Raw genomic sequence first — 17,440 nt, 5'->3', positions numbered from 1 at the left:
CTCACCGCCTGCCGCACGCCGCCATGTCCAAAACCGCCCTCCAGATCGCTGACCGGCTGGCAGCGTCGCCCGCCGCCGCGGCAGCTCCTCGGGCAAGGCCGCACCGTGCACGGTGCCCACGCACCCGCGGTGCCCTCGCACCCGACCAGGGGGCCTGACATGCGCCGGTGGCAGATTTCGCTGCGCACCGCCATTGCCGTCCCGTTCGCCGTGCTGTTCGCGGCCACCGTGGCATTGCATGCCTTCACGCAGCAGCGGCAGATCGGCCACCTGATCGACCAGGAAAGCGTGCGGCTGCTGGACGCCGTGACGCTCACCGCCCGGGACCGGCTGTCGCGCTTTCTCTCCCGGCCCTTCGAGATCCAGCGCGACATCGCCGATGCGATCGGCCGCCATGGCCTGTACCAGCCGGGCGACATGCGGCCCATCCACGAACACCTGCGCGCCGTGTTCGACGCCCTGTACCGCGACGAGCGGCAGATCAGCCTGCTGAGCTTCGGCAGCCGCGACGGCGAATACACCGGCATGCGCCGCGAAGCGGACGGCTTTCGGCTCATCCTCAAGGACCGCTCCACCGAGGGCCTGATGCACGTGTACCAGAGCGGCACGCCCGACGCGGTGTCGGCCTCGTTCCGCGGCTACGACCCGCGCATCCGGCCCTGGTATGTGCCCGTGGCCCGGTCCGGGCGCGCGGGCTGGTCGCCGATCTACACCACGGCCGGAGAGCGCGCCGATGTGACCATCTCGGCCGCCTCCGCCGTGATCGCCAGCGGCCAGATGGTGGGCGTGATGGAGGCCGATGTGCGCCTGGACACGCTCAACCAGTTCCTGCGGGACGACCCCTTGCGCGGGAACGGCCACATCTTCATCCTGGACACGGAGCAGCGGCTGGTGGCGCAGTCCGAGGGCGGCTCGGTGCTGTCGGAGCAGCCCGCCCCGCGCGGCGGAGAGCGGGAGCGGCTCACCGCCGGCCGGAGCGCCAGCGCGCCCATCCGCGCCGCCGCCGCCGCCCTGCCCCACGCCCGCTCCGATGCGGGCATCGACTTTCAGTTCGCGCACAACGGCGAACGCTACTTCGCCCGCGTGACCCCGTTCACGCAGCAGCCCGGCATCGACTGGCGCATCGTCGTGCTGCTCCCAGAGTCCGACCTGCTGGGCGACACGCGCGTCATCAGCCGCCGTTCCATTCTGGCGGCGAGCGGCATTGCCCTGCTCGGGCTGCTGCTGGGGCTATGGGCGGTGCAGCGCGTGGCGCGTCCCATCCTGCTCACGGCCGACGCCGCCAACCGCCTGTCGCGCGGCGACTGGGAACCGGGCCTGCTGCCGCACACCAGCGCGCTGCGCGAGACCACGACGCTCATCCAGGCCTTCAACCAGATGGCCGACCGGCTGCGCCAGTCCTTCCAGCAGATGCGCGAGCAGTTGCTGAGCGACCCCCTCACCCGCCTGCTCACCCGGCGCGGCCTGCTGGAGAAAGCCGACTGGAAATCCCCGCGCTGGGCCGTGCTGAGCCTGGTGGGGCTGGATGCGTTTCGCGCCATCAACGACAGCGTGGGCTTCGGCACCGGCGACCGGCTGATGCAGGCCATCGCGGAGCGCATGCGCCAGCACCTGCCAGCCACCGTGCTGATAGCGCGGCTGGGCGGCGACGAATTCGCGCTGCTGCACCTGGACGGGCACGCGGTGGCGGAAGACACCATCGGCAAGGCCGTGCTGGGCCTGTTCTCCACCCCGTTTTCCGTGGGGGCGGACGAGGTCATGCTCAATGCCTCGGTGGGCGTGGTCGCGGGCTCGCTGGCGGGCGAGCATCTGGCGGAATGGCTGCGCAACGGCAGCATCGCGCTGGGCGAGGCCAAGCGGCGCGGCCGCAACCAGTGCGTGGTGTTCGAGCCCTGCATGGTCGAGCAGTCGATGGAGCGCACGCGGCTCGCCATCGAACTGCGCCAGGCGCTGGAAAAAGGCCAGTTCCTCGTGCACTACCAGCCCGTGATCGACCTGGCCAGCGGGCGCGTCACAGGGGCGGAAGCCCTGGTGCGCTGGAACAGCCCCACGCGCGGGCTGGTGCCGCCCGGCACGTTCATTCCCATCGCCGAGGAATCCGACCTCATCCTGGCCCTGGGCGACTGGGTGCTGCGCGCGGCCACGCAGGCCATCGCGGACCAGTTGCCCCGTCTGCCGGAGGGATTCGACATCCATGTGAACGTGTCCGCGCGCCAGCTCATCCAGTCGGACTTTCCCGCCACGCTGCAGCAGGTGCTGCGCGACAGCAGACTTCCGCCGGACCACCTCACGCTGGAGCTGACCGAATCGGTGCTGATCGAAGACGACGGCGTGACGCAGGCGCGCCTGGCCGCCATCCGCGCGCTGGGCGTGAAGATCGCCATCGACGATTTCGGTACGGGGTATTCCTCGCTGGCCTACCTGAGCCGGCTGCCGTTCGACTGCCTGAAGATCGACCAGCGCTTCGTGCGCAACCTGCTGCATTCACCCCAGGACGCGGCCATCGTGACCGCCGTGCTCCACATCGCCAAGGGGTTCGGCGTGGCCGTGGTGGCCGAGGGCGTGGAAACCGAGGGCGAGGCCCGCCAATTGCGCGCCATGGGCTGCGCCCAGGCCCAGGGCTACCACTTCGGCCGGCCGGCACCGCTGGAACTTCTGGACCTGTCCCCGCGCGAGTGAGGGGGCCGCCAGGCGCCGGACGGGCCTGCAGCGCCGGCTATGCGGCGGCGCCCAGGCGCTTCAGAGAAACAAGGCCTGCGCTGGACACCTGCAGTTCAATCTGCGCTTTCTCGGACCCGGCCGGGACGGTCATCGTCGCCCCGTCCTGGCCCAGCCGCGCCGACCGCAGGTCATTGGCGTTCAGCACCTCCATCGCCTGCTGGAGGGCCGCGTCAACGCTCCGCGCGGCTGCATCGCCGGTCTCGCCGCGGTAGTGCCCGCTTTCGACGATGCAGCGGACGCCCTCGGACAGGCTCGAAAAGCCGATGCGCCGCCCCATCGCCAACCAGTTGCGCACCGCCATGTGCACCTCCACCGCAGGCATGGGCACCGAACTCAGCGTCGGACCATCGAGCGCGCCGAGAAGCCGCGGCAACACGGCTTGCAGCGCCGCTTGCGCAGCCCCGCTGCGCTGCTCGGCGGACGCCTGTGCAAGACCGGGCCACTGGGTGGCCAAGTGCAGATAGGCGCGGTAATAGTCGGCGAACGCACTGGGCGTGCGCGCCTGGGTCACACTGAAGCGCGCGGCCTCCTCCAGCAGTGCCTGCGACGGCGCCGCGCCGCCAAAAGGTCCGTCGGGTAACTCGCACAACGCCACCCAGTCGGTGAATTCAAGGCTTTGGAACACCGGGGCCTCTGCCACTCCCAGCGACGCCAGGAACGCCTGCGCGCGGCGCAGATCCACGGCCACCAGAAGCCGGTGGTCGCGCAGGACGCGCTGAACCTGCGCGTCCACCGCAGGGCTGGCATCGCCGAGTTCGGCGAGCGCCAGGGCGCGAAGGTCACCCACCCCGAGCGTCATCAGTTTGACGGGGCCGATCCGCAGCCCCAGTGCGGGCAGCAGCGCCAAGGGGGAGCCGTGCAGGCCCTTTTGTATGTGATCGACCAGGGCAGTCTCGTCGGGAAAGTGGTAGCGCGCATCGAGCGAAGTGATCGCCCAGTCCAGCCATTGCAGCCCGCCATCCACGAAGGCCAGGGCCAGCCGCCCCGACTCCGACAGGGCAGAGGAATTCTGTAGCAGGCGATTGGCGACGGAAATGCTCATGCGTGGGCCTCGTGAAGGTGCGTTGATGGGATGGAACGAAAGGCAGGCATCACCAAAATATAACGCCCCTTCACGCGGATCAAACCCTCTACCGGCCCTCCTGCGCACCCGTCCCATGGCATGGCCTGAGCCATCCTCCAGCCAAAGAAAAACCCGCCAGAAGGCGGGCTGGGACGAACAGCCGCGGGGCGAGGCCCCGGTGCGCGACGGTCAGCGAAAACGCGACTGAGGCACCACCTGCAGCTCGCCGTCGAGCGAACCGATGTAGCCCGCCAGCGCCTTCAGCTCGGCATTCGTGAACTGCTTGGCAATGCCCGCCATGATGGCGTTGGAGCGGCCCAGGTGCGCGTTGTTCGGGTCGGCCTTGTAGGCCTTGAGCGCCACGAACAGATAGTCCGCATGCTGGCCTGAAATCTTGGGATACGACGGATCGATGGGCTTGGCGAAGTTATCGCCGTGGCAGGACACGCACGCGCCCTTTTGCAGCAGCTGCGCCACCTGCACGCTCGGCTCGCGGGTGGGCTTGGCCGGCAGGTTGGCGCCCTCGCGCACCTGGGCCGCGTAGTACGCGGACACATCGGCGATGTCCTGGTCGGTGAGCGAGTCGGCAATGCCGCGCATGGTCGGATGCTTGCGGTCGCCCTTCTTGTAGGCGTTCAGGGCCGAGGCGATGTAGCGCTCGCCCTGCCCCGAAATCATGGGCACCTTGTGCACTTCGGGAAAGCTGGCCTGGTAGCCCGGAATGCCGTGGCAACCGATGCACATGGCGACCTTGCCCTGGCCCGCCTTGGCATCGCCCTTGGTCTCCTGGGCCTGCGAAACCGCGGTCACGCAAGCGACAGCCAGGGCAAATATCGTGGTCAACTTCTTGTTCATTTTGCGCGCACAATCTCGTGGAAGTTTGTCGGTGCTCGGGCAGAAAACGATTATAGCCAGCGCCTTTCCAGGCCTTTTATCAACGATTACCCTATTTACGGCCCATGAAATTCCAAGGCTCACAGAGTTACGTTGCCACCCAGGACCTGATGCTCGCAGTGAATGCGGCCATCACCTTGCAGCGCCCGCTGCTCGTCAAGGGCGAGCCCGGCACCGGCAAGACCATGCTGGCCGAAGAGGTCTCGCGCGAGCTGGGCATGCCGCTCCTGCAGTGGCACATCAAGTCCACCACCAAGGCGCAGCAGGGGCTGTACGAATACGACGCCGTGAGCCGCCTGCGCGACAGCCAGTTGGGCGATGCCGACAGCAGCGAGCGCGTGAAGGACATCCGCAACTACATCGTGCAGGGCGTGCTGTGGCAGGCCTTCACCGCCGACCAGCCCGTGGCGCTGCTGATCGACGAGATCGACAAGGCCGACATCGAATTCCCGAACGATCTGCTGCGCGAGATCGATCGCATGGAGTTCTACTGCTACGAGACGCGCGAACTCATCCGCGCCAAGCACCGGCCGCTGGTCTTCATCACGTCCAACAACGAAAAAGAGCTGCCCGACGCGTTCCTGCGCCGCTGCTTCTTCCACTACATCAAGTTCCCCGAAGCCGAGACGATGCGCAAGATCGTCGACGTGCACTTTCCCACGCTCAAGGCCGAACTGCTCGCCGTGGCGATGAAGACCTTCTACGACGTGCGCGGCCTGCCGGGCCTGAAGAAGAAGCCGTCCACCAGCGAACTCATCGACTGGCTCAAGCTGCTCGTGGCCGAAGACATTCCGCTCGAAGCCCTGCAAAGCGCCGACCACAAGGTCGCCGTGCCGCCGCTGGTGGGTGCCCTGCTCAAGAACGAACAGGACGTGGGCCTTTTCGAAAAGCTGGTCTTCATGAACCAGCGCAACCGATGAAGGGCCCGCGATGAGCAGCGCACGCCGCCTGCTGATGGAAGGCCTGTCCGACGCCGTGGGCTTCGTGGGCGGCGCGCTCGCGGGCTACTGGATCGGCCACCTGCTGGGCTTTGACATCTTCACCTCGGGCTACGGCCCGTCCAGCCTGGCGGGCATCGCCCTCGTGGGCCTGGGCGGCGGCTTCGGCCTGCAAGCGGCACGGCGCTGGCGCGCCAGCCGCGCACCCAGCGACAAGGAGTGATTCTTTCCATGGCTTTCGTCGAACCCGTCACCCTGCGCGATCGCGGCATCCGCCTGGAGCCCCTCGCGCTGTCGCATGAAGAGGGCCTGCGCGCCGCGGCCACCGATGGCGCGCTGTGGACGCTGCGCATCACCTCCGTCCCCGAGCCGCAGGACGTGCGCGCCTACATCGAGACCGCCCTGGCCGGCCGCGAGCAAGGCCACCGTTTCGCCTTCGCCGTGGTGCAGGAAGACACCGGCAAAGTGCTGGGCACCAGCAGCTACCACGACATCGTGCCGGCCGTGAAGCGGGTGGAGATCGGCTTCACCTGGTATGCCAAGAGCGTGCAGCGCACGCACGTCAACACCACATGCAAGCTGCTGCTGCTGGGCCACGCCTTCGACACGCTGGGCTGCCACGTGGTGGGCTGGCGCACCGACAACTACAACTTCGCCTCGCAGCGCGCCATCGAGCGCCTGGGTGCAAAAAAAGACGGCGTGCTGCGCGGCCACGCGCTGCGCCGCGACGGCACCATCCGCGACACGGTGATGTACAGCATGCGCTCGGGTGAATGGCCGGAAGCCAAAGCCCAGTTGCTATACCTTTTGCAGCAGCATGCCCTAGTGGAATAAGCGCCACAGGGCTAAAAGGCTTCAACCCATGCTGATCGACTTCTTCTACACCCTGCGCGCCGGCCAGTTGCCGGTCTCGGTGAAGGAATACCTCACCCTGCTGGAGGCTTTGCAGGCCGGCGTGGTGGGCCCGAACTCCGAGGACGCCTGGAGCCTGGACGACTTCTACCACCTCGCGCGCACCGTGCTCGTGAAGGACGAGAAGCACTTCGACAAGTTCGACCGGGCCTTCGGCGCCTACTTCCAGGGCGTGGAGATGGTGGCCGACTTCCGCAAGGACATCCCCGCCGACTGGCTGCGCAAGATCCTGGAGCGCGAACTCACGCCCGAGCAGAAGGCCGCCATCGAGAAGATGGGCTGGGACGAGCTGATGGAGACGCTCAAGAAGCGCCTGGAAGAGCAGAAGGAACGCCACGAAGGCGGCAACAAGTGGATCGGCACGGGCGGCACCAGCCCGTTCGGCCACGGCGGCTACAACCCGCAGGGCGTGCGCATTGGCGGCGCGGGCAAGAACAAGAGCGCCGTGAAGGTGTGGGACCAGCGCGCCTACAAGGACTACGACGACACGCAGGAACTGGGCACGCGCAACATCAAGGTGGCGCTGCGGCGGCTGCGCAAGTTCGCTCGCGAAGGGCACGAGATGGAGCTGGATCTGCCGGACACCATCCGCAGCACGGCGGCGAACGCGGGCTACCTGGACATCAAGATGGTTCCCGAGCGCCACAACAACGTGAAGGTGCTGCTGCTCATGGACGTGGGCGGCACCATGGACGAGCACGTGCAGCGCGTGGAAGAGCTCTTTTCCGCGGTGAAGACGGAGTTCAAGCACCTGGAGTTCTATTACTTCCACAACTGCGTGTACGACTTCATGTGGAAGAACAACCGCCGCCGCTTCGCCGAGAAGTTTCCGACCTGGGACATCATCCGCAAGTACAACAAGGACTACAAGCTCATCTTCGTGGGCGATGCCACCATGAGCCCCTACGAGATCCTGCAGCCCGGCGGCAGCGTGGAATACGACAACGAAGAGGCCGGCGCCGAGTGGCTGCAGCGTTTGATCCATGCCTTTCCCCGGTTCGCCTGGATCAACCCCGAGCCCCAGGGCGTGTGGCAGTACCGGCAGAGCATCGGCATCATCCAGCAGATCGTGGGCCAGCGCATGTATCCGCTGTCGCTCAAGGGCCTGGAAGAAACCATGCGGCTGCTGTCCAAGTGACCGCCTGACCGCCGGGACCACCCAGCGCGCGCCGCTGTCTGACAGCGGCGGTGCGTTTTTCAGGCCATAGTGCCCCCAATTGCCGTTGCGCACCCCGGATGCGACGGCCTGGCAGCCCCCCCTTCCAGCCCCACCAAGCCCTCTTTTACGTGTCCCTCCCCGCAACGCATTCTTCGAGACGATTTCCGACGCCGGCCTTGTGGCCGGCGTTGCTGCTTTCGAGCCTGGTGGCCCTGCAGGGCTGCAGCCTGCTGCCGGGCGCCAAGGAAGGCACGGTGGACAACAACACCATCCAGTCCGATGCCGGTGCCGGCACCGGGCCCGATGCGTTCTCGCTCGAAGTGCGCGCACCCGATGCCGTGCGCGAATACCTCACTCGGCACATGGAGCTGCAGCGCTTTCGCCAGCTGCCCGACCTGCAGTCGAGCGAGATCACCCGCCTGCTGGGCGCGGCCGAGTCCAACGCGCGAGAGTTGCTCGGCACCCTGGGCTATTTCAGCCCCACGCTCACCATCACGATGCAGGAGACGCCCGGCAGCGCCGGCGCGCCGCGCACCATCACCGTGGAGGTGGAGCCCGGCCCGCAGACCCGCGTGGCCCGCGCCGACATCGATTTCACCGGCACCGAGGCCGATTCGCCCCAGTTCGCCAACCGACGCGCGCGCGTGCAGCGCAGCTGGTCGCTCGCGCCCGGCCAGCCCTTCACGCAGGACGCCTGGGACGGCGCCAAATCCCAGGGCCTGCGCCAATTGCAGGCCACCCGCTATCCCACCGCCAGCATCGCCAAAAGCCGCGCGGAAATCGACGCCGACCGCAACGAAGCCCAGCTGGGCGTGACCTACGACCCCGGACCGCCCTACCGCTTCGGCGCGCTGCGCGTGCAGGGCGGCGAGCGCTACAGCGCCGACGGTGCGCGCCGCATTGCCCGCCTGCCCACGGGCGCCGACTACAGCGAAGCCCAGTTGCTCGATGCGCAGATGCGGCTGGCCAGCAGCGGCTACTACGACGCCGTGTTCCTCTCGCTGGAAACCGACGGCACCGACCCGCAGGCCGCGCCCGTGGTGGCCCAGGTGCGCGAGGCACCCCTTCAGAAGGTGGTGTTCGGCGTGGGCCTGTCGACCGACAGCGGCCCGCGGCTGAGCGTGGACCACATCCACAACCAGTTGCCCGGCATCGGCTGGCGCGCCGTCAGCAAGGTCTCGGTGGACCGCAAGAACAAGCTGCTGTCCACCGACTGGACCGACCTGCCCGGCGAGGACGGCTGGCGCTGGTTCACCGGCGCGCAGGTGCAGCGCGAGACCACGGGCGACTACGAGGTCAACAGCAGCCGCCTGCGGGGCGGCCGCAGCAAGAGCACCGACCACATCGACCGCAGCTATTTCCTGCAGCACGACACCGCCAAGAGCCAGGGCACGGACGCGCCGCCCTCCAGCGCGGCCATCAGCGCCAACTACGGCTGGACGGGCCGCTACTTCAACAACACCACCAATCCCACGCGGGGCTTCGGCCTGGCCGCGGAGCTGGGCGTGGGCACCACGCTGCGGCCCGAGCGCGACCCCTTCGTGCGGGCCTACCTGCGGTGGCAGTCGTTCTACCCCATGGGCCGCGTGGACATGGGCGAAGGCGTCACCCGCACCAGCCGGCTGGCCCTGCGCGCCGAAGGCGGCGCAGTGCTTGCGCGCCGCGCGGCCGAGATCCCGGTGACCACGCTGTTCCTGACCGGGGGCGACACCACGGTGCGCGGCTACGGCTACCGCGAGATCGGGGCGCGCACCTCCAACGGCCAGCTGTATGGCGGCCGCTACCTGACCGTGGCCAGCGCCGAATGGCAGCGGCCGATCGAGTTCCGCGGCAACCGCACCGATTTCGAAACCGCCATGTTCATCGATGCCGGCGCCGTGGCCGACCGCGCGGGCGACCTGGACCCGCGCGTGGGCGTGGGCGCCGGCCTGCGCTGGCGCAGCCCCGTGGGGCCGCTGCAGGCCGACGTGGCCTATGGCGTGCAGGCCAAGCAACTGCGGCTGCACCTGCGGCTGGGCTTCAGCTTCTGACCGCCATCTGAAAGACCCATGGCAACGCGCGCTCCCCGCAACCCCTACGCCGCCGCGGCGGCCCCCGTTCCCGCACCCCGGCGCCGGCGCGGCTGGCGCATCGCCGCCTGGACCCTCGCCGCGCTGCTGGCCCTGGTCGCCCTCGTCCTCGGTGCGGCCTGGTGGTGGGCCGGCGGCCAGGCCTCGCTGGCCACCACGCTGGACCGCGCGGCACGCTACCTTCCCGCCGACCAGCAACTCGAAACCCGCGACGTGACCGGCTCGCTGCGCGCCGGCGGCCACATCGGCTGGCTGCGCTGGAGCAGCCCCACGCTGGCGGTGGAAGTCAACGATGCACGCATTGCCTGGCAGCTGGCGCCCTTGCTGCAGCGCCAGCTCACGCTGGGCGAAGTGCATGTGGCCGAGGTCAAGATCATCCCGCAGGGCCCGCCCCGCACCGAACCCGACACGCCGCCACAGCCGCTGCAATCGCTGGAACTGCCGCTGCGCATCGACCTGCCGTTCCGCGTGGACACCATCACCTGGGCCGCGCCCAGCCCGGTCACCGCGCAGGGGCTGGCAGGCCACTACCGCTACGACGGCACCCACCACCGACTGGCGCTGGACAGCGTGGCCTTCGCCCAGGGCCACTATTCCGGCCAGGCCACCGTGCAGGCCCAGGCGCCGATGGCGCTGGAGCTGAAGGCCGACGGCACCGTGCGCACGGCATCGCCGGGCGGCGGCGACGACATCGAAGCCAAGGCCCATGCCGAGGCCAAAGGCACCTTGGCCACCGCAGCCGCACGGCTGCAGATCACCGCCCAATTGCAGGCACAGGCCGCCGAGCCATTGACAGCGGCTCCACCGATAGCGCAAGCCTCGCGTCCCGCCCCCGGCCCTTCCGCCAAACCCGGCAAGCCAGCGGCCCGACCCGCGAAACCCGCCGAGCCGATGCGTGCCGACGTGCAGGCCGAGATCGCACCCTGGGCTGCGCAGCCGGTGCTGCAGGCGCGCGCCGACGTCGAATCCCTGGATCTGGCCGCCCTGTGGCCGCAAGCTCCCGTGACCTCGCTGAGCGGGCAGTTGCGCGTGGACCCGGCCGCTGCTGCCGCACCCGGTGCCACCGCCGCAGGCTGGGCCATCGGTGCCCAGTTGCGCAACGCCGTGCCGGGCCCGTGGGACCAGCGCCGGCTGCCCCTGGAAAGCATCGATGCCCAGGCCGCCTTCGACGGCACGCAGTGGACCGTGCCCAACGCCACCGCGCGCATCGGCAACGGCAGCGTGGCGCTGCAGGGCCGCTTCACCCCCGCCACGCGCGCCATGGAAGGCCGTGCCGAAGTGCGAGGCCTGCGCCCCAACGCCCTCTACAGCACCCTGGACTCCACCCCCGTCGCCGGGCAGGCGCAGGCCCGCAGCGAAGGCGGCGACGGCGAACCGCTGGTGCGCTTTTCCGCCGACCTGCGCGCCACCGGTGCCGCGGCACCCCGGCGCACCGGCGCGCCGGCAGCCTTGCGCGTCGAGCGCCTAGCCACCGAAGGCACCTGGCAAGGCAGCCGGCTGGCGCTCGCCCGCCTGCAGCTCGATGCCCTGCAGGCGCAGGTGAATGCACGCCAGTTGCAGATCGGCACGGCCGACCTGTCGGTCAAAGGACAGTTGCAGGCCACCGTGCCGGGTGCCACGGCCCAGATGGACGGCCAGATCGCTCCCCGGGCAGGCAACGGCCAGTTGGAGCTGCGGGTGGCCGATGCGCAGCGCGTGCAGCGCTGGATCGAGTCCTTGCCCGGCCTGGCCACCACCCTGCGCGGCGCATCCATGCAGGGCGACGCCCAGTTCACCACCCGCTGGAACGGCGGCTGGCAGACCCTGCAGCGCCAATTGCAGGCGGCGGGCCTGCTGGCCCCGGCCGCCGCAGGCACGGCCCGCGCCGCTGCCGGCGAGCGGTTCGAATGGCAGGCCCGGCTGGCCGCGCCGCGCTTCGACGTCTCCCTGCCCGCCAGCGGCTCGGCCGCGCCCATGGCCGTACGGCTCACGGCGGTGCGCGCCGAACTGGCCGGCGGATTGCCCCAGTCCACGCTGTCGCTGGACGGCGAGGCACGCGTGGACCGGCGCCGACTGGACCTGCGCCTGCGCGGCACCGCGGGCACGGCCGCCCCCGGGCAATGGAACGCGCAGATCACCGAGTTGCGTGCGCAGGCCCGCGACGAGCAACTGCCCGGCCCCTGGACGGTGCAGTTCAACCAGCCGCTGTCCGTTGCTCTGCGCCAGTCGCCCAGCCTGCAGGTGGAGACCTCGGGCGGCCAGGCCACCGTCTCCGGCCCGGCGCCGGGGCAAGTCACGCTGCACTGGGAGCCCGTCCGCTTTGCCCAGGCCGCCAATGGCGCCATCGCCTTGCGCACGCAGGGCCGCCTGCAGGGGTTGCCCATGGCCTGGACCGAAGCGTTCGGCCCGCAAGGCCAGGAAGCCCTGCAGCGGCTGGGCCTGGCGGGCAACCTCGTGTTCGACGGCGACTGGGACGTGGATGCGGGCGACACCCTGCGCGCCAGTGCCAGCGTGCGGCGCGCCAGCGGCGACATCCGCGTGCTGGCCGGCAGCGCCGCGCCCGCCACGACGGTGGTGCACAGCAGCGGCCAGGGCCAGGGCGCCGGCCGCGCGCAGACGAGCGAAGGGCCCGGCACGCCGGCGGGCGTGCGGCAGGCCGAAGTGCAGCTGCAGGCCGAGGGCGACACCGTGCGTGCCCGCGTGCAGTGGGACAGCGAACGCGCCGGCCGCGTGCAGGCCGAGGGCAGCACCCGCCTGGCCCGTGCCGATGGAGGCTGGCAATGGCCTGCCGATGCCCCGCTGGCCGCCACCGTGCGCGCCCAGCTGCCGGACGTGGGCGTGTGGTCCGCACTGGCACCGCCGGGCTGGCGCGTGAAGGGCACGCTGGACGCCAATGTCGCCCTCGCCGGCAACCGCGCCGCCCCCCGCTGGAGCGGAACGCTCGGCGCCGACCAGCTGTCGGTGCGCTCGCTCATCGACGGCGTGGACCTGCAGGACGGGCGCCTGCGCGCCACGCTGAACGGCGACCGGCTTGACATCACCGAATTTCGCGTGAACGGCGGCCAGGGCAGCAACGCACGCATCGCCGGCTTCAGCGGCAACCGCACCGCGGCCCCGCGCGACGGCGGCACGCTCACCGGCCAAGGCAGCGTGTCTTGGGCCACGGGCGGCAGCGGCGCCACCGGCTCCGGCATCGCCATGGACTTCGACGCCGAGGCGCGCGCCCTGCAGGTGCTGGTGCGCGCCGACCGCCAGGTCAGCGTGTCCGGCAATCTGCAGGCGCGGCTGCGCCAGGGCCAGTTCACGCTGCGCGGCAAGCTCACCACCGACCGCGCCACCATCATCCTGCCCGAGGCCGGCGCACCCAGCCTGGGCACCGACGTGGTCGTGCGCTCCGCCGCCAAGGACCGCGAAACCGTCAAGCAGGCCGAACGCGCGGGCCAGGCCGCCGGCCGCGTGGAAGCCGCCAAGCCGCCGGACATCGCCGTCACCCTCAACCTGGGCGACGACTTCGCGCTGCAGGGCCACGGCATCACCACCCGCCTGGCGGGCGAGCTGGAAATCCGCGGCGCCACCGTCGCCGGGGCGCCGCCGCGCGTCACCGGCGAGGTGCGCACCGTGGAAGGCCGCTACCGCGCCTGGGGCCAGTCGCTCGATGTGGAGACGGGCTTGGCACGCTTCAACGGCCCGTACGACAACCCCGCGCTGGACATCCTTGCCATCCGGCCGAACATCAGCGTGCGCGCCGGCGTGCAGGTCACCGGCTCGGCCAAGGCGCCGCGCGTGCGGCTCTATTCCGACCCCGATCTGCCCGACGCCGAAAAGCTCTCCTGGGTGGTGCTGGGCCGCAGCGGCGCTGCCGGCGGCGCCGAGGCCGCGCTGCTGCAGCAGGCGGCGCTGGCACTGCTCGGGGGTAACGGCAATGCCGGTGCCGGCAACTTCGCCAAGCGCGTGGGGCTCGACGAAATCGGGTTCAAGGGCCCCGGCTCGGGCGAGGATGCCTCGGCCGCCGCGCTCACCTTCGGCAAGCGCCTGTCCAAGGACCTGTACGTGACCTACGAGCGCAGCCTCTCGGGCGCCCTGGGCACGCTGTACATCTTCTACGACCTGACCAAGAGCCTCACGCTGCGCGGCCAGACCGGCGCGCAAAGCGCGGTGGACCTGATCTACACGGTGCGGTACGACTGACGGGGCCCATCAGCCCGCCGCGGCGCGGGCGAACTGGGGCGCGTTCTGCACCCGGCCATCCCCGTGCGGCAGATAGGGATAGAGCAGGCTCCCCGCGGCCTGCAGCAATTCGAACTGGGCGGACGCCAGCCCCTGCTCCACCAGATCGAAATGGCACAGCGTGCCGTACAGGCCGCCGCGGTGATCGGTCACCGGCACGCCGTGGTAGGCCACCACCACCCCGCGGAACGAGCTGGCCAGCAGCCGCTCGTCGTGCATCGAGTTGTCCACCAGCAGCGAGCCATCGCGCAGCACGAACTGGCAAAAGCTGTTGTCCAGCGCCACCACGGCCAGCGCCTCGGGCCGGACCTGGTGCTGCTTGTCGTAGAGGAAGACGTTGATGAGCTGCGACTCGATCACCTGGAAGATGCCGGTGTACCGATGCGGCACACCGCGGTTGAGGGCCTCCATGGCGGGAGAGAGTCCCTCCGCCAGGAGCAGGGCGTGGAACTGTGGAGGCGTCATCAGTGAAATCATTGCGGAGGCATTTTAGAGCGGCGCACCGCCCGGGGCGGGTTGCCGCTGCGGAAATGCGGCACTCCCATGGCCTCTGGCCCCGCGCCGGGCGCGATCTTCTTTTGCTGAGGTCTCAGCACAGCGGGGAAAAGCTGCCACGGCCACGCCTTTACAATCGCCCGTCCTCCTCGTAGTTCAATGGATAGAACGAGTGCCTCCTAAGCGCTAGATACAGGTTCGATTCCTGTCGAGGGGACCAAATTTCCTTCCTTTAGCGCAATGGCTTTTCGCTTCGTCCTTGCTGCCGCCGCCTGTGCGCTGCCTCTTGCCGCGTCGGCTGAGGTGTATCGCTGCGGAAAAACGTACACCGATGAGCCATGCAAAGGCGCGAAGGTCATCGACACCTCGCCGATCATCAGCGATCCGAGTGGCCCGCGAACCAAGGAAATCTACCTCTGTCGCGCCCCCCAGGGCGGGTTGTACTGGACCGCCGAGCACTGCGCACAAAGAGGGTGGACCATCGAACGGATTCAGCGGGTGCCTGCCAACGTGTCGTGGAATGACCAAGTGGAGGCCGGCAGGCATCAGAAGGCGCAAGCCGAGGCAGCTGCAGCTGCGCCCATTCAAAGCCACGCCCTGCCAGCACCACAGCCCTCCCAGGCCAACAACGGCACATGCTCTGCGCTGGAAGAGCGGGTCAGGATGCTGGACAGCATGGGGCGGGCCGGCAGCCGGTACTACGACCTGGACTGGGTGAGGCGGGAGCGCAAGGATGCCAGGGATCAGCAGCACAGGCTCCGTTGCTGAGACGGGGTGCGCCATCGCCGAATTGACGGCGTGACGAGCGACCTCGCAAGAGGCACCGGCCTATCCTGGGAAGCCTTTGCACAAGCCTTTCGTTGAGCACGCGCCCGGTTCGAGCAAGCTGTTCACCTCATCCGTGCGCCGGCATTTCAATGGCGCCAGATGCTGCGTTGCCAGCACGCAGTGCCCTACAGCCCCCGTGAGAGGCCTCCCTCAGGGCACGACACGCGCTGCGCTCAGGCAGATCGCCGCCGATGCCATGCCAGCAGCCCCAGCAAGGCCGTCAGCATCGCCAGGCCGAAGTGCGACAGCGTGGGAATGGCGGCGGCACTCGCCGGCGCCGCGGCAATCACCGCCGGCCCGCCCGGATCGGAGATCGTGCCCACTGCCGGATCGGCGTCCCCCGGGCCGTTGTCCTCGATGTCGAAGGTCACCGTGTCCCCATTGATCTGGGCGCCCGGCCATTCAAACCACTCCGACTGCGCCGCGCCCGCGGTGCGCGGGCCGTACTTCATGAAGCGGCTGCCCGCTGCCAGCGCCTGCGGGTACTTCAACGTCACGGTGACCTTGCCCGCGCAGGTGGTGGCCACGAAGCGGAAGACGCCTTGGGGAAACTGCGCGCCCGCGGGGCGGCTGGATGGCACCTCGAACACGGTCTGCGCGGTGTCGAACGTGCAACCGCTCACGCCGGTCAGCGACGCGGTGATCTGCCCACTGCCGGCGGGCGAAGCGCCGGTGAACGAGTCCTCGACGCTCGGCAGGCGCACCACCAGATGCAGGGTCGATTCCTTCTGGATGTTGTAGTCCGAGAGGGTTCGGCCGTCTTCCAGTTGCTTGCCCGCAAAGATCAGCCGCTGCTGCTCGGGCGCAATGCCTTCCTGGTCCTGGATCTTGGCCTTCACGTTCTCAATCGAGTCGCTGGGCTCCACGTCCAGCGCGATGGTCCTCCCGGAGACGGTTTTCACGAAGATCTGCATGGCCCACGCGCCCTGCGAGAGGGCGGCGAGCGCAATGAAGAGGGCCCATCGGGCAGCCCATCTCCGAATATCCAGAAAGGGGGGAACAGGCGGGGAGAACGCAAAAACCATGGATCAACTGGCAGCAGGTCGAAAAAGACCCGGGATCATGCGTTTCTGACGGGTTTCTTACAAGCGTTCCAGCCCTGGATCTGCGGAAAGTCGCGTTTTTTAAGGGGCTTGCGCCAGCCAGCCGTCGATCACCCGGGGCAGGCCGCCGCCAGTGAGCGGACGCAGCGCATGGCGGCGAGCCGGAGTTTCCAGGGACGGTCGGTCCAAGGCATGCGGGGTCAGCGCCCGCAGACCGCGTCTCAGCGGCTGAGCATCGCGACGACCGCGACGATGCCGAGCACCACCACCGCCACCGCCCGCGCGGCCCAGCCGCCCAGGCTGGCGGCGGTCATCCCGGCAATGCCGGCTTTCACGGTACCGGCGTGGCGGCCCTCATGGGTGCCGGATTCAAAGGCAGAACGCCTGCTGATGGCCATCGCCTGGGGATGGCCGCAGCCGGGGCAAGCGGTCGCCTGATCGGAAATCTGCCGGTTGCATTCGGGGCATGGAACGAGTGCCATGGGTTTTCTTCTCCTGGTGCATGGATGGAACGATGGCCACAACCTGCCTGTGACCGTCGCACCATAGCCCGGCCCTTGCCCTCGGCTGTTTCGAAATGCGTCGAAGCTGCGCGACACCAACCGCGTCACGGCGAGCGTTGCAGCTCCCAACGGCTGCCATCGGCAAAAGACAGCCTGAGTCTCAAGGTGCCACCGGCTGCGGTGTACAGGCTGTATCGGCGAATTTGCGACAACTGCCGATGGGCCCAGGCCTCCATCTGCATCAGGGGCTGATCGTCGCACGCGGCCATCGTCTGGAAAACTGGCTCGGCACGAATGCCGCCATCCTCGGCCCACCACCGGTATCGGAATGTCGACCCGTTGCACACGCGCAGGCTGAAAAGCCCGGCACCTGGAAAGCTCAACCGCACCGATGGACCGGAATTGCCCATGCCGGTCCTTGGCCAATCGTGCCGCTCTGTGCCATCAGGGCCGAAGATCGAGACCAGGCCCCATTCAGCGGTATCCAGCGTGCCGAGGTAGAAGTTTTCGCGCGCTGGCTCTGCCTCCCGCTGAGGGGGCTGCTGTGGCGAGGCCATCGCGCCACTCGCTATCAGAGCGAGCGCGGCACCGGCGATGAACGCGAGCACC

General features: G+C 69.1%; 14 protein-coding genes and 1 tRNA gene. 9 read left to right on the top strand and 6 right to left on the bottom strand.

Annotation, left to right across the window (positions count from 1 at the left end; all coding sequences use genetic code 11):
• The first annotated feature begins 159 nt into the window (after positions 1 to 159).
• A complete protein-coding gene (locus tag R1Z03_RS01485) occupies positions 160 to 2,679 on the top strand; it encodes an EAL domain-containing protein (RefSeq protein WP_317356267.1) in 2,520 nt (839 codons plus the stop codon).
• 37 nt (positions 2,680 to 2,716) lie between these two features.
• On the opposite strand, the gene R1Z03_RS01480 is transcribed toward R1Z03_RS01485, so the two are convergent.
• Positions 2,717 to 3,763 (bottom strand): hypothetical protein, encoded by a 1,047-nt coding sequence (locus R1Z03_RS01480; protein ID WP_317356266.1) that lies wholly within the window; start codon positions 3,761 to 3,763, stop codon positions 2,717 to 2,719.
• A 210-nt stretch (positions 3,764 to 3,973) separates the two neighbouring features.
• Positions 3,974 to 4,639, bottom strand: coding sequence for a cytochrome c (locus R1Z03_RS01475; RefSeq protein WP_272565067.1), 666 nt, complete (start codon positions 4,637 to 4,639; stop codon positions 3,974 to 3,976).
• A gap of 104 nt (positions 4,640 to 4,743) precedes the next feature.
• On the opposite strand from R1Z03_RS01475, the gene R1Z03_RS01470 reads away from it, so the two are divergent.
• From R1Z03_RS01470 to R1Z03_RS01445, 6 genes are all read left to right on the top strand, one after another.
• Positions 4,744 to 5,598, top strand: coding sequence for a MoxR family ATPase (locus R1Z03_RS01470; protein ID WP_284393300.1), 855 nt, complete (start codon positions 4,744 to 4,746; stop codon positions 5,596 to 5,598).
• A gap of 10 nt (positions 5,599 to 5,608) precedes the next feature.
• The gene (locus tag R1Z03_RS01465) at positions 5,609 to 5,839 is read left to right on the top strand and encodes a hypothetical protein (protein ID WP_284393299.1); all 231 of its coding nucleotides are present in this window, start codon (positions 5,609 to 5,611) and stop codon (positions 5,837 to 5,839) included.
• A gap of 8 nt (positions 5,840 to 5,847) precedes the next feature.
• The gene (locus R1Z03_RS01460; RefSeq protein ID WP_272565070.1) at positions 5,848 to 6,450 is read left to right on the top strand and encodes a GNAT family N-acetyltransferase; all 603 of its coding nucleotides are present in this window, start codon (positions 5,848 to 5,850) and stop codon (positions 6,448 to 6,450) included.
• Positions 6,451 to 6,478: 28 nt separating this feature from the next.
• Positions 6,479 to 7,666 carry a VWA domain-containing protein gene (locus R1Z03_RS01455; RefSeq protein WP_284429383.1) on the top strand — a complete coding sequence of 396 codons (1,188 nt, stop codon included), beginning with the start codon at positions 6,479 to 6,481 and terminating at the stop codon, positions 7,664 to 7,666.
• Positions 7,667 to 7,875: 209 nt separating this feature from the next.
• On the top strand, positions 7,876 to 9,717 hold the full coding sequence (locus R1Z03_RS01450) for a BamA/TamA family outer membrane protein (RefSeq protein ID WP_317356264.1): 1,842 nt from the start codon (positions 7,876 to 7,878) through the stop codon (positions 9,715 to 9,717).
• Between the two features lie 18 nt (positions 9,718 to 9,735).
• A complete protein-coding gene (locus R1Z03_RS01445; protein WP_317356262.1) occupies positions 9,736 to 13,923 on the top strand; it encodes a translocation/assembly module TamB domain-containing protein in 4,188 nt (1,395 codons plus the stop codon).
• Positions 13,924 to 13,932: 9 nt separating this feature from the next.
• On the opposite strand, the gene R1Z03_RS01440 is transcribed toward R1Z03_RS01445, so the two are convergent.
• The gene (locus tag R1Z03_RS01440) at positions 13,933 to 14,427 is read right to left on the bottom strand and encodes a guanylate cyclase (protein ID WP_317356261.1); all 495 of its coding nucleotides are present in this window, start codon (positions 14,425 to 14,427) and stop codon (positions 13,933 to 13,935) included.
• 175 nt (positions 14,428 to 14,602) lie between these two features.
• Here R1Z03_RS01440 and R1Z03_RS01435 point away from each other — a divergent pair.
• Both R1Z03_RS01435 and R1Z03_RS01430 read left to right on the top strand, forming a co-directional pair.
• Positions 14,603 to 14,677: transfer RNA gene (locus R1Z03_RS01435), tRNA-Arg, on the top strand.
• Positions 14,678 to 14,697: 20 nt separating this feature from the next.
• The gene (locus R1Z03_RS01430; RefSeq protein ID WP_317356259.1) at positions 14,698 to 15,225 is read left to right on the top strand and encodes a hypothetical protein; all 528 of its coding nucleotides are present in this window, start codon (positions 14,698 to 14,700) and stop codon (positions 15,223 to 15,225) included.
• 233 nt (positions 15,226 to 15,458) lie between these two features.
• Here the strand turns inward: R1Z03_RS01430 and R1Z03_RS01425 are convergent, their stop codons facing one another.
• The 3 genes from R1Z03_RS01425 to R1Z03_RS01415 all read right to left on the bottom strand — a co-directional run bounded on the left by R1Z03_RS01425 (position 15,459) and on the right by R1Z03_RS01415 (position 17,439).
• Complete coding sequence (locus R1Z03_RS01425) at positions 15,459 to 16,187, bottom strand: IPTL-CTERM sorting domain-containing protein (protein ID WP_317356257.1); 729 nt, start codon at positions 16,185 to 16,187, stop codon at positions 15,459 to 15,461.
• A 362-nt stretch (positions 16,188 to 16,549) separates the two neighbouring features.
• Entirely contained in the window at positions 16,550 to 16,810 is a 261-nt protein-coding gene (locus tag R1Z03_RS01420) for a hypothetical protein (RefSeq protein WP_272565077.1), read from the bottom strand.
• Between the two features lie 125 nt (positions 16,811 to 16,935).
• Complete coding sequence (locus tag R1Z03_RS01415; protein ID WP_317356255.1) at positions 16,936 to 17,439, bottom strand: META domain-containing protein; 504 nt, start codon at positions 17,437 to 17,439, stop codon at positions 16,936 to 16,938.
• Position 17,440 lies beyond the last annotated feature (1 nt).

Source organism: Acidovorax sp. BLS4, from assembly GCF_032929295.1.
In the GTDB taxonomy this organism is placed as follows: Bacteria; Pseudomonadota; Gammaproteobacteria; order Burkholderiales; family Burkholderiaceae_C; genus Paracidovorax.
This window is presented reverse-complemented; position numbering and strand designations above follow the sequence as displayed.

What these genes read in the sequence shown, in the direction of transcription:
- R1Z03_RS01485 (WP_317356267.1), top strand. Translation starts at nt 160, where the DNA reads ATGCGCCGGTGGCAGATTTCGCTGCGCACCGCCATTGCCGTCCCGTTC.
- R1Z03_RS01480 (WP_317356266.1), bottom strand. Translation starts at nt 3,763, where the DNA reads ATGAGCATTTCCGTCGCCAATCGCCTGCTACAGAATTCCTCTGCCCTG.
- R1Z03_RS01475 (WP_272565067.1), bottom strand. Translation starts at nt 4,639, where the DNA reads ATGAACAAGAAGTTGACCACGATATTTGCCCTGGCTGTCGCTTGCGTG.
- R1Z03_RS01470 (WP_284393300.1), top strand. Translation starts at nt 4,744, where the DNA reads ATGAAATTCCAAGGCTCACAGAGTTACGTTGCCACCCAGGACCTGATG.
- R1Z03_RS01465 (WP_284393299.1), top strand. Translation starts at nt 5,609, where the DNA reads ATGAGCAGCGCACGCCGCCTGCTGATGGAAGGCCTGTCCGACGCCGTG.
- R1Z03_RS01460 (WP_272565070.1), top strand. Translation starts at nt 5,848, where the DNA reads ATGGCTTTCGTCGAACCCGTCACCCTGCGCGATCGCGGCATCCGCCTG.
- R1Z03_RS01455 (WP_284429383.1), top strand. Translation starts at nt 6,479, where the DNA reads ATGCTGATCGACTTCTTCTACACCCTGCGCGCCGGCCAGTTGCCGGTC.
- R1Z03_RS01445 (WP_317356262.1), top strand. Translation starts at nt 9,736, where the DNA reads ATGGCAACGCGCGCTCCCCGCAACCCCTACGCCGCCGCGGCGGCCCCC.
- R1Z03_RS01440 (WP_317356261.1), bottom strand. Translation starts at nt 14,427, where the DNA reads ATGACGCCTCCACAGTTCCACGCCCTGCTCCTGGCGGAGGGACTCTCT.
- R1Z03_RS01430 (WP_317356259.1), top strand. Translation starts at nt 14,698, where the DNA reads ATGGCTTTTCGCTTCGTCCTTGCTGCCGCCGCCTGTGCGCTGCCTCTT.
- R1Z03_RS01420 (WP_272565077.1), bottom strand. Translation starts at nt 16,810, where the DNA reads ATGGCACTCGTTCCATGCCCCGAATGCAACCGGCAGATTTCCGATCAG.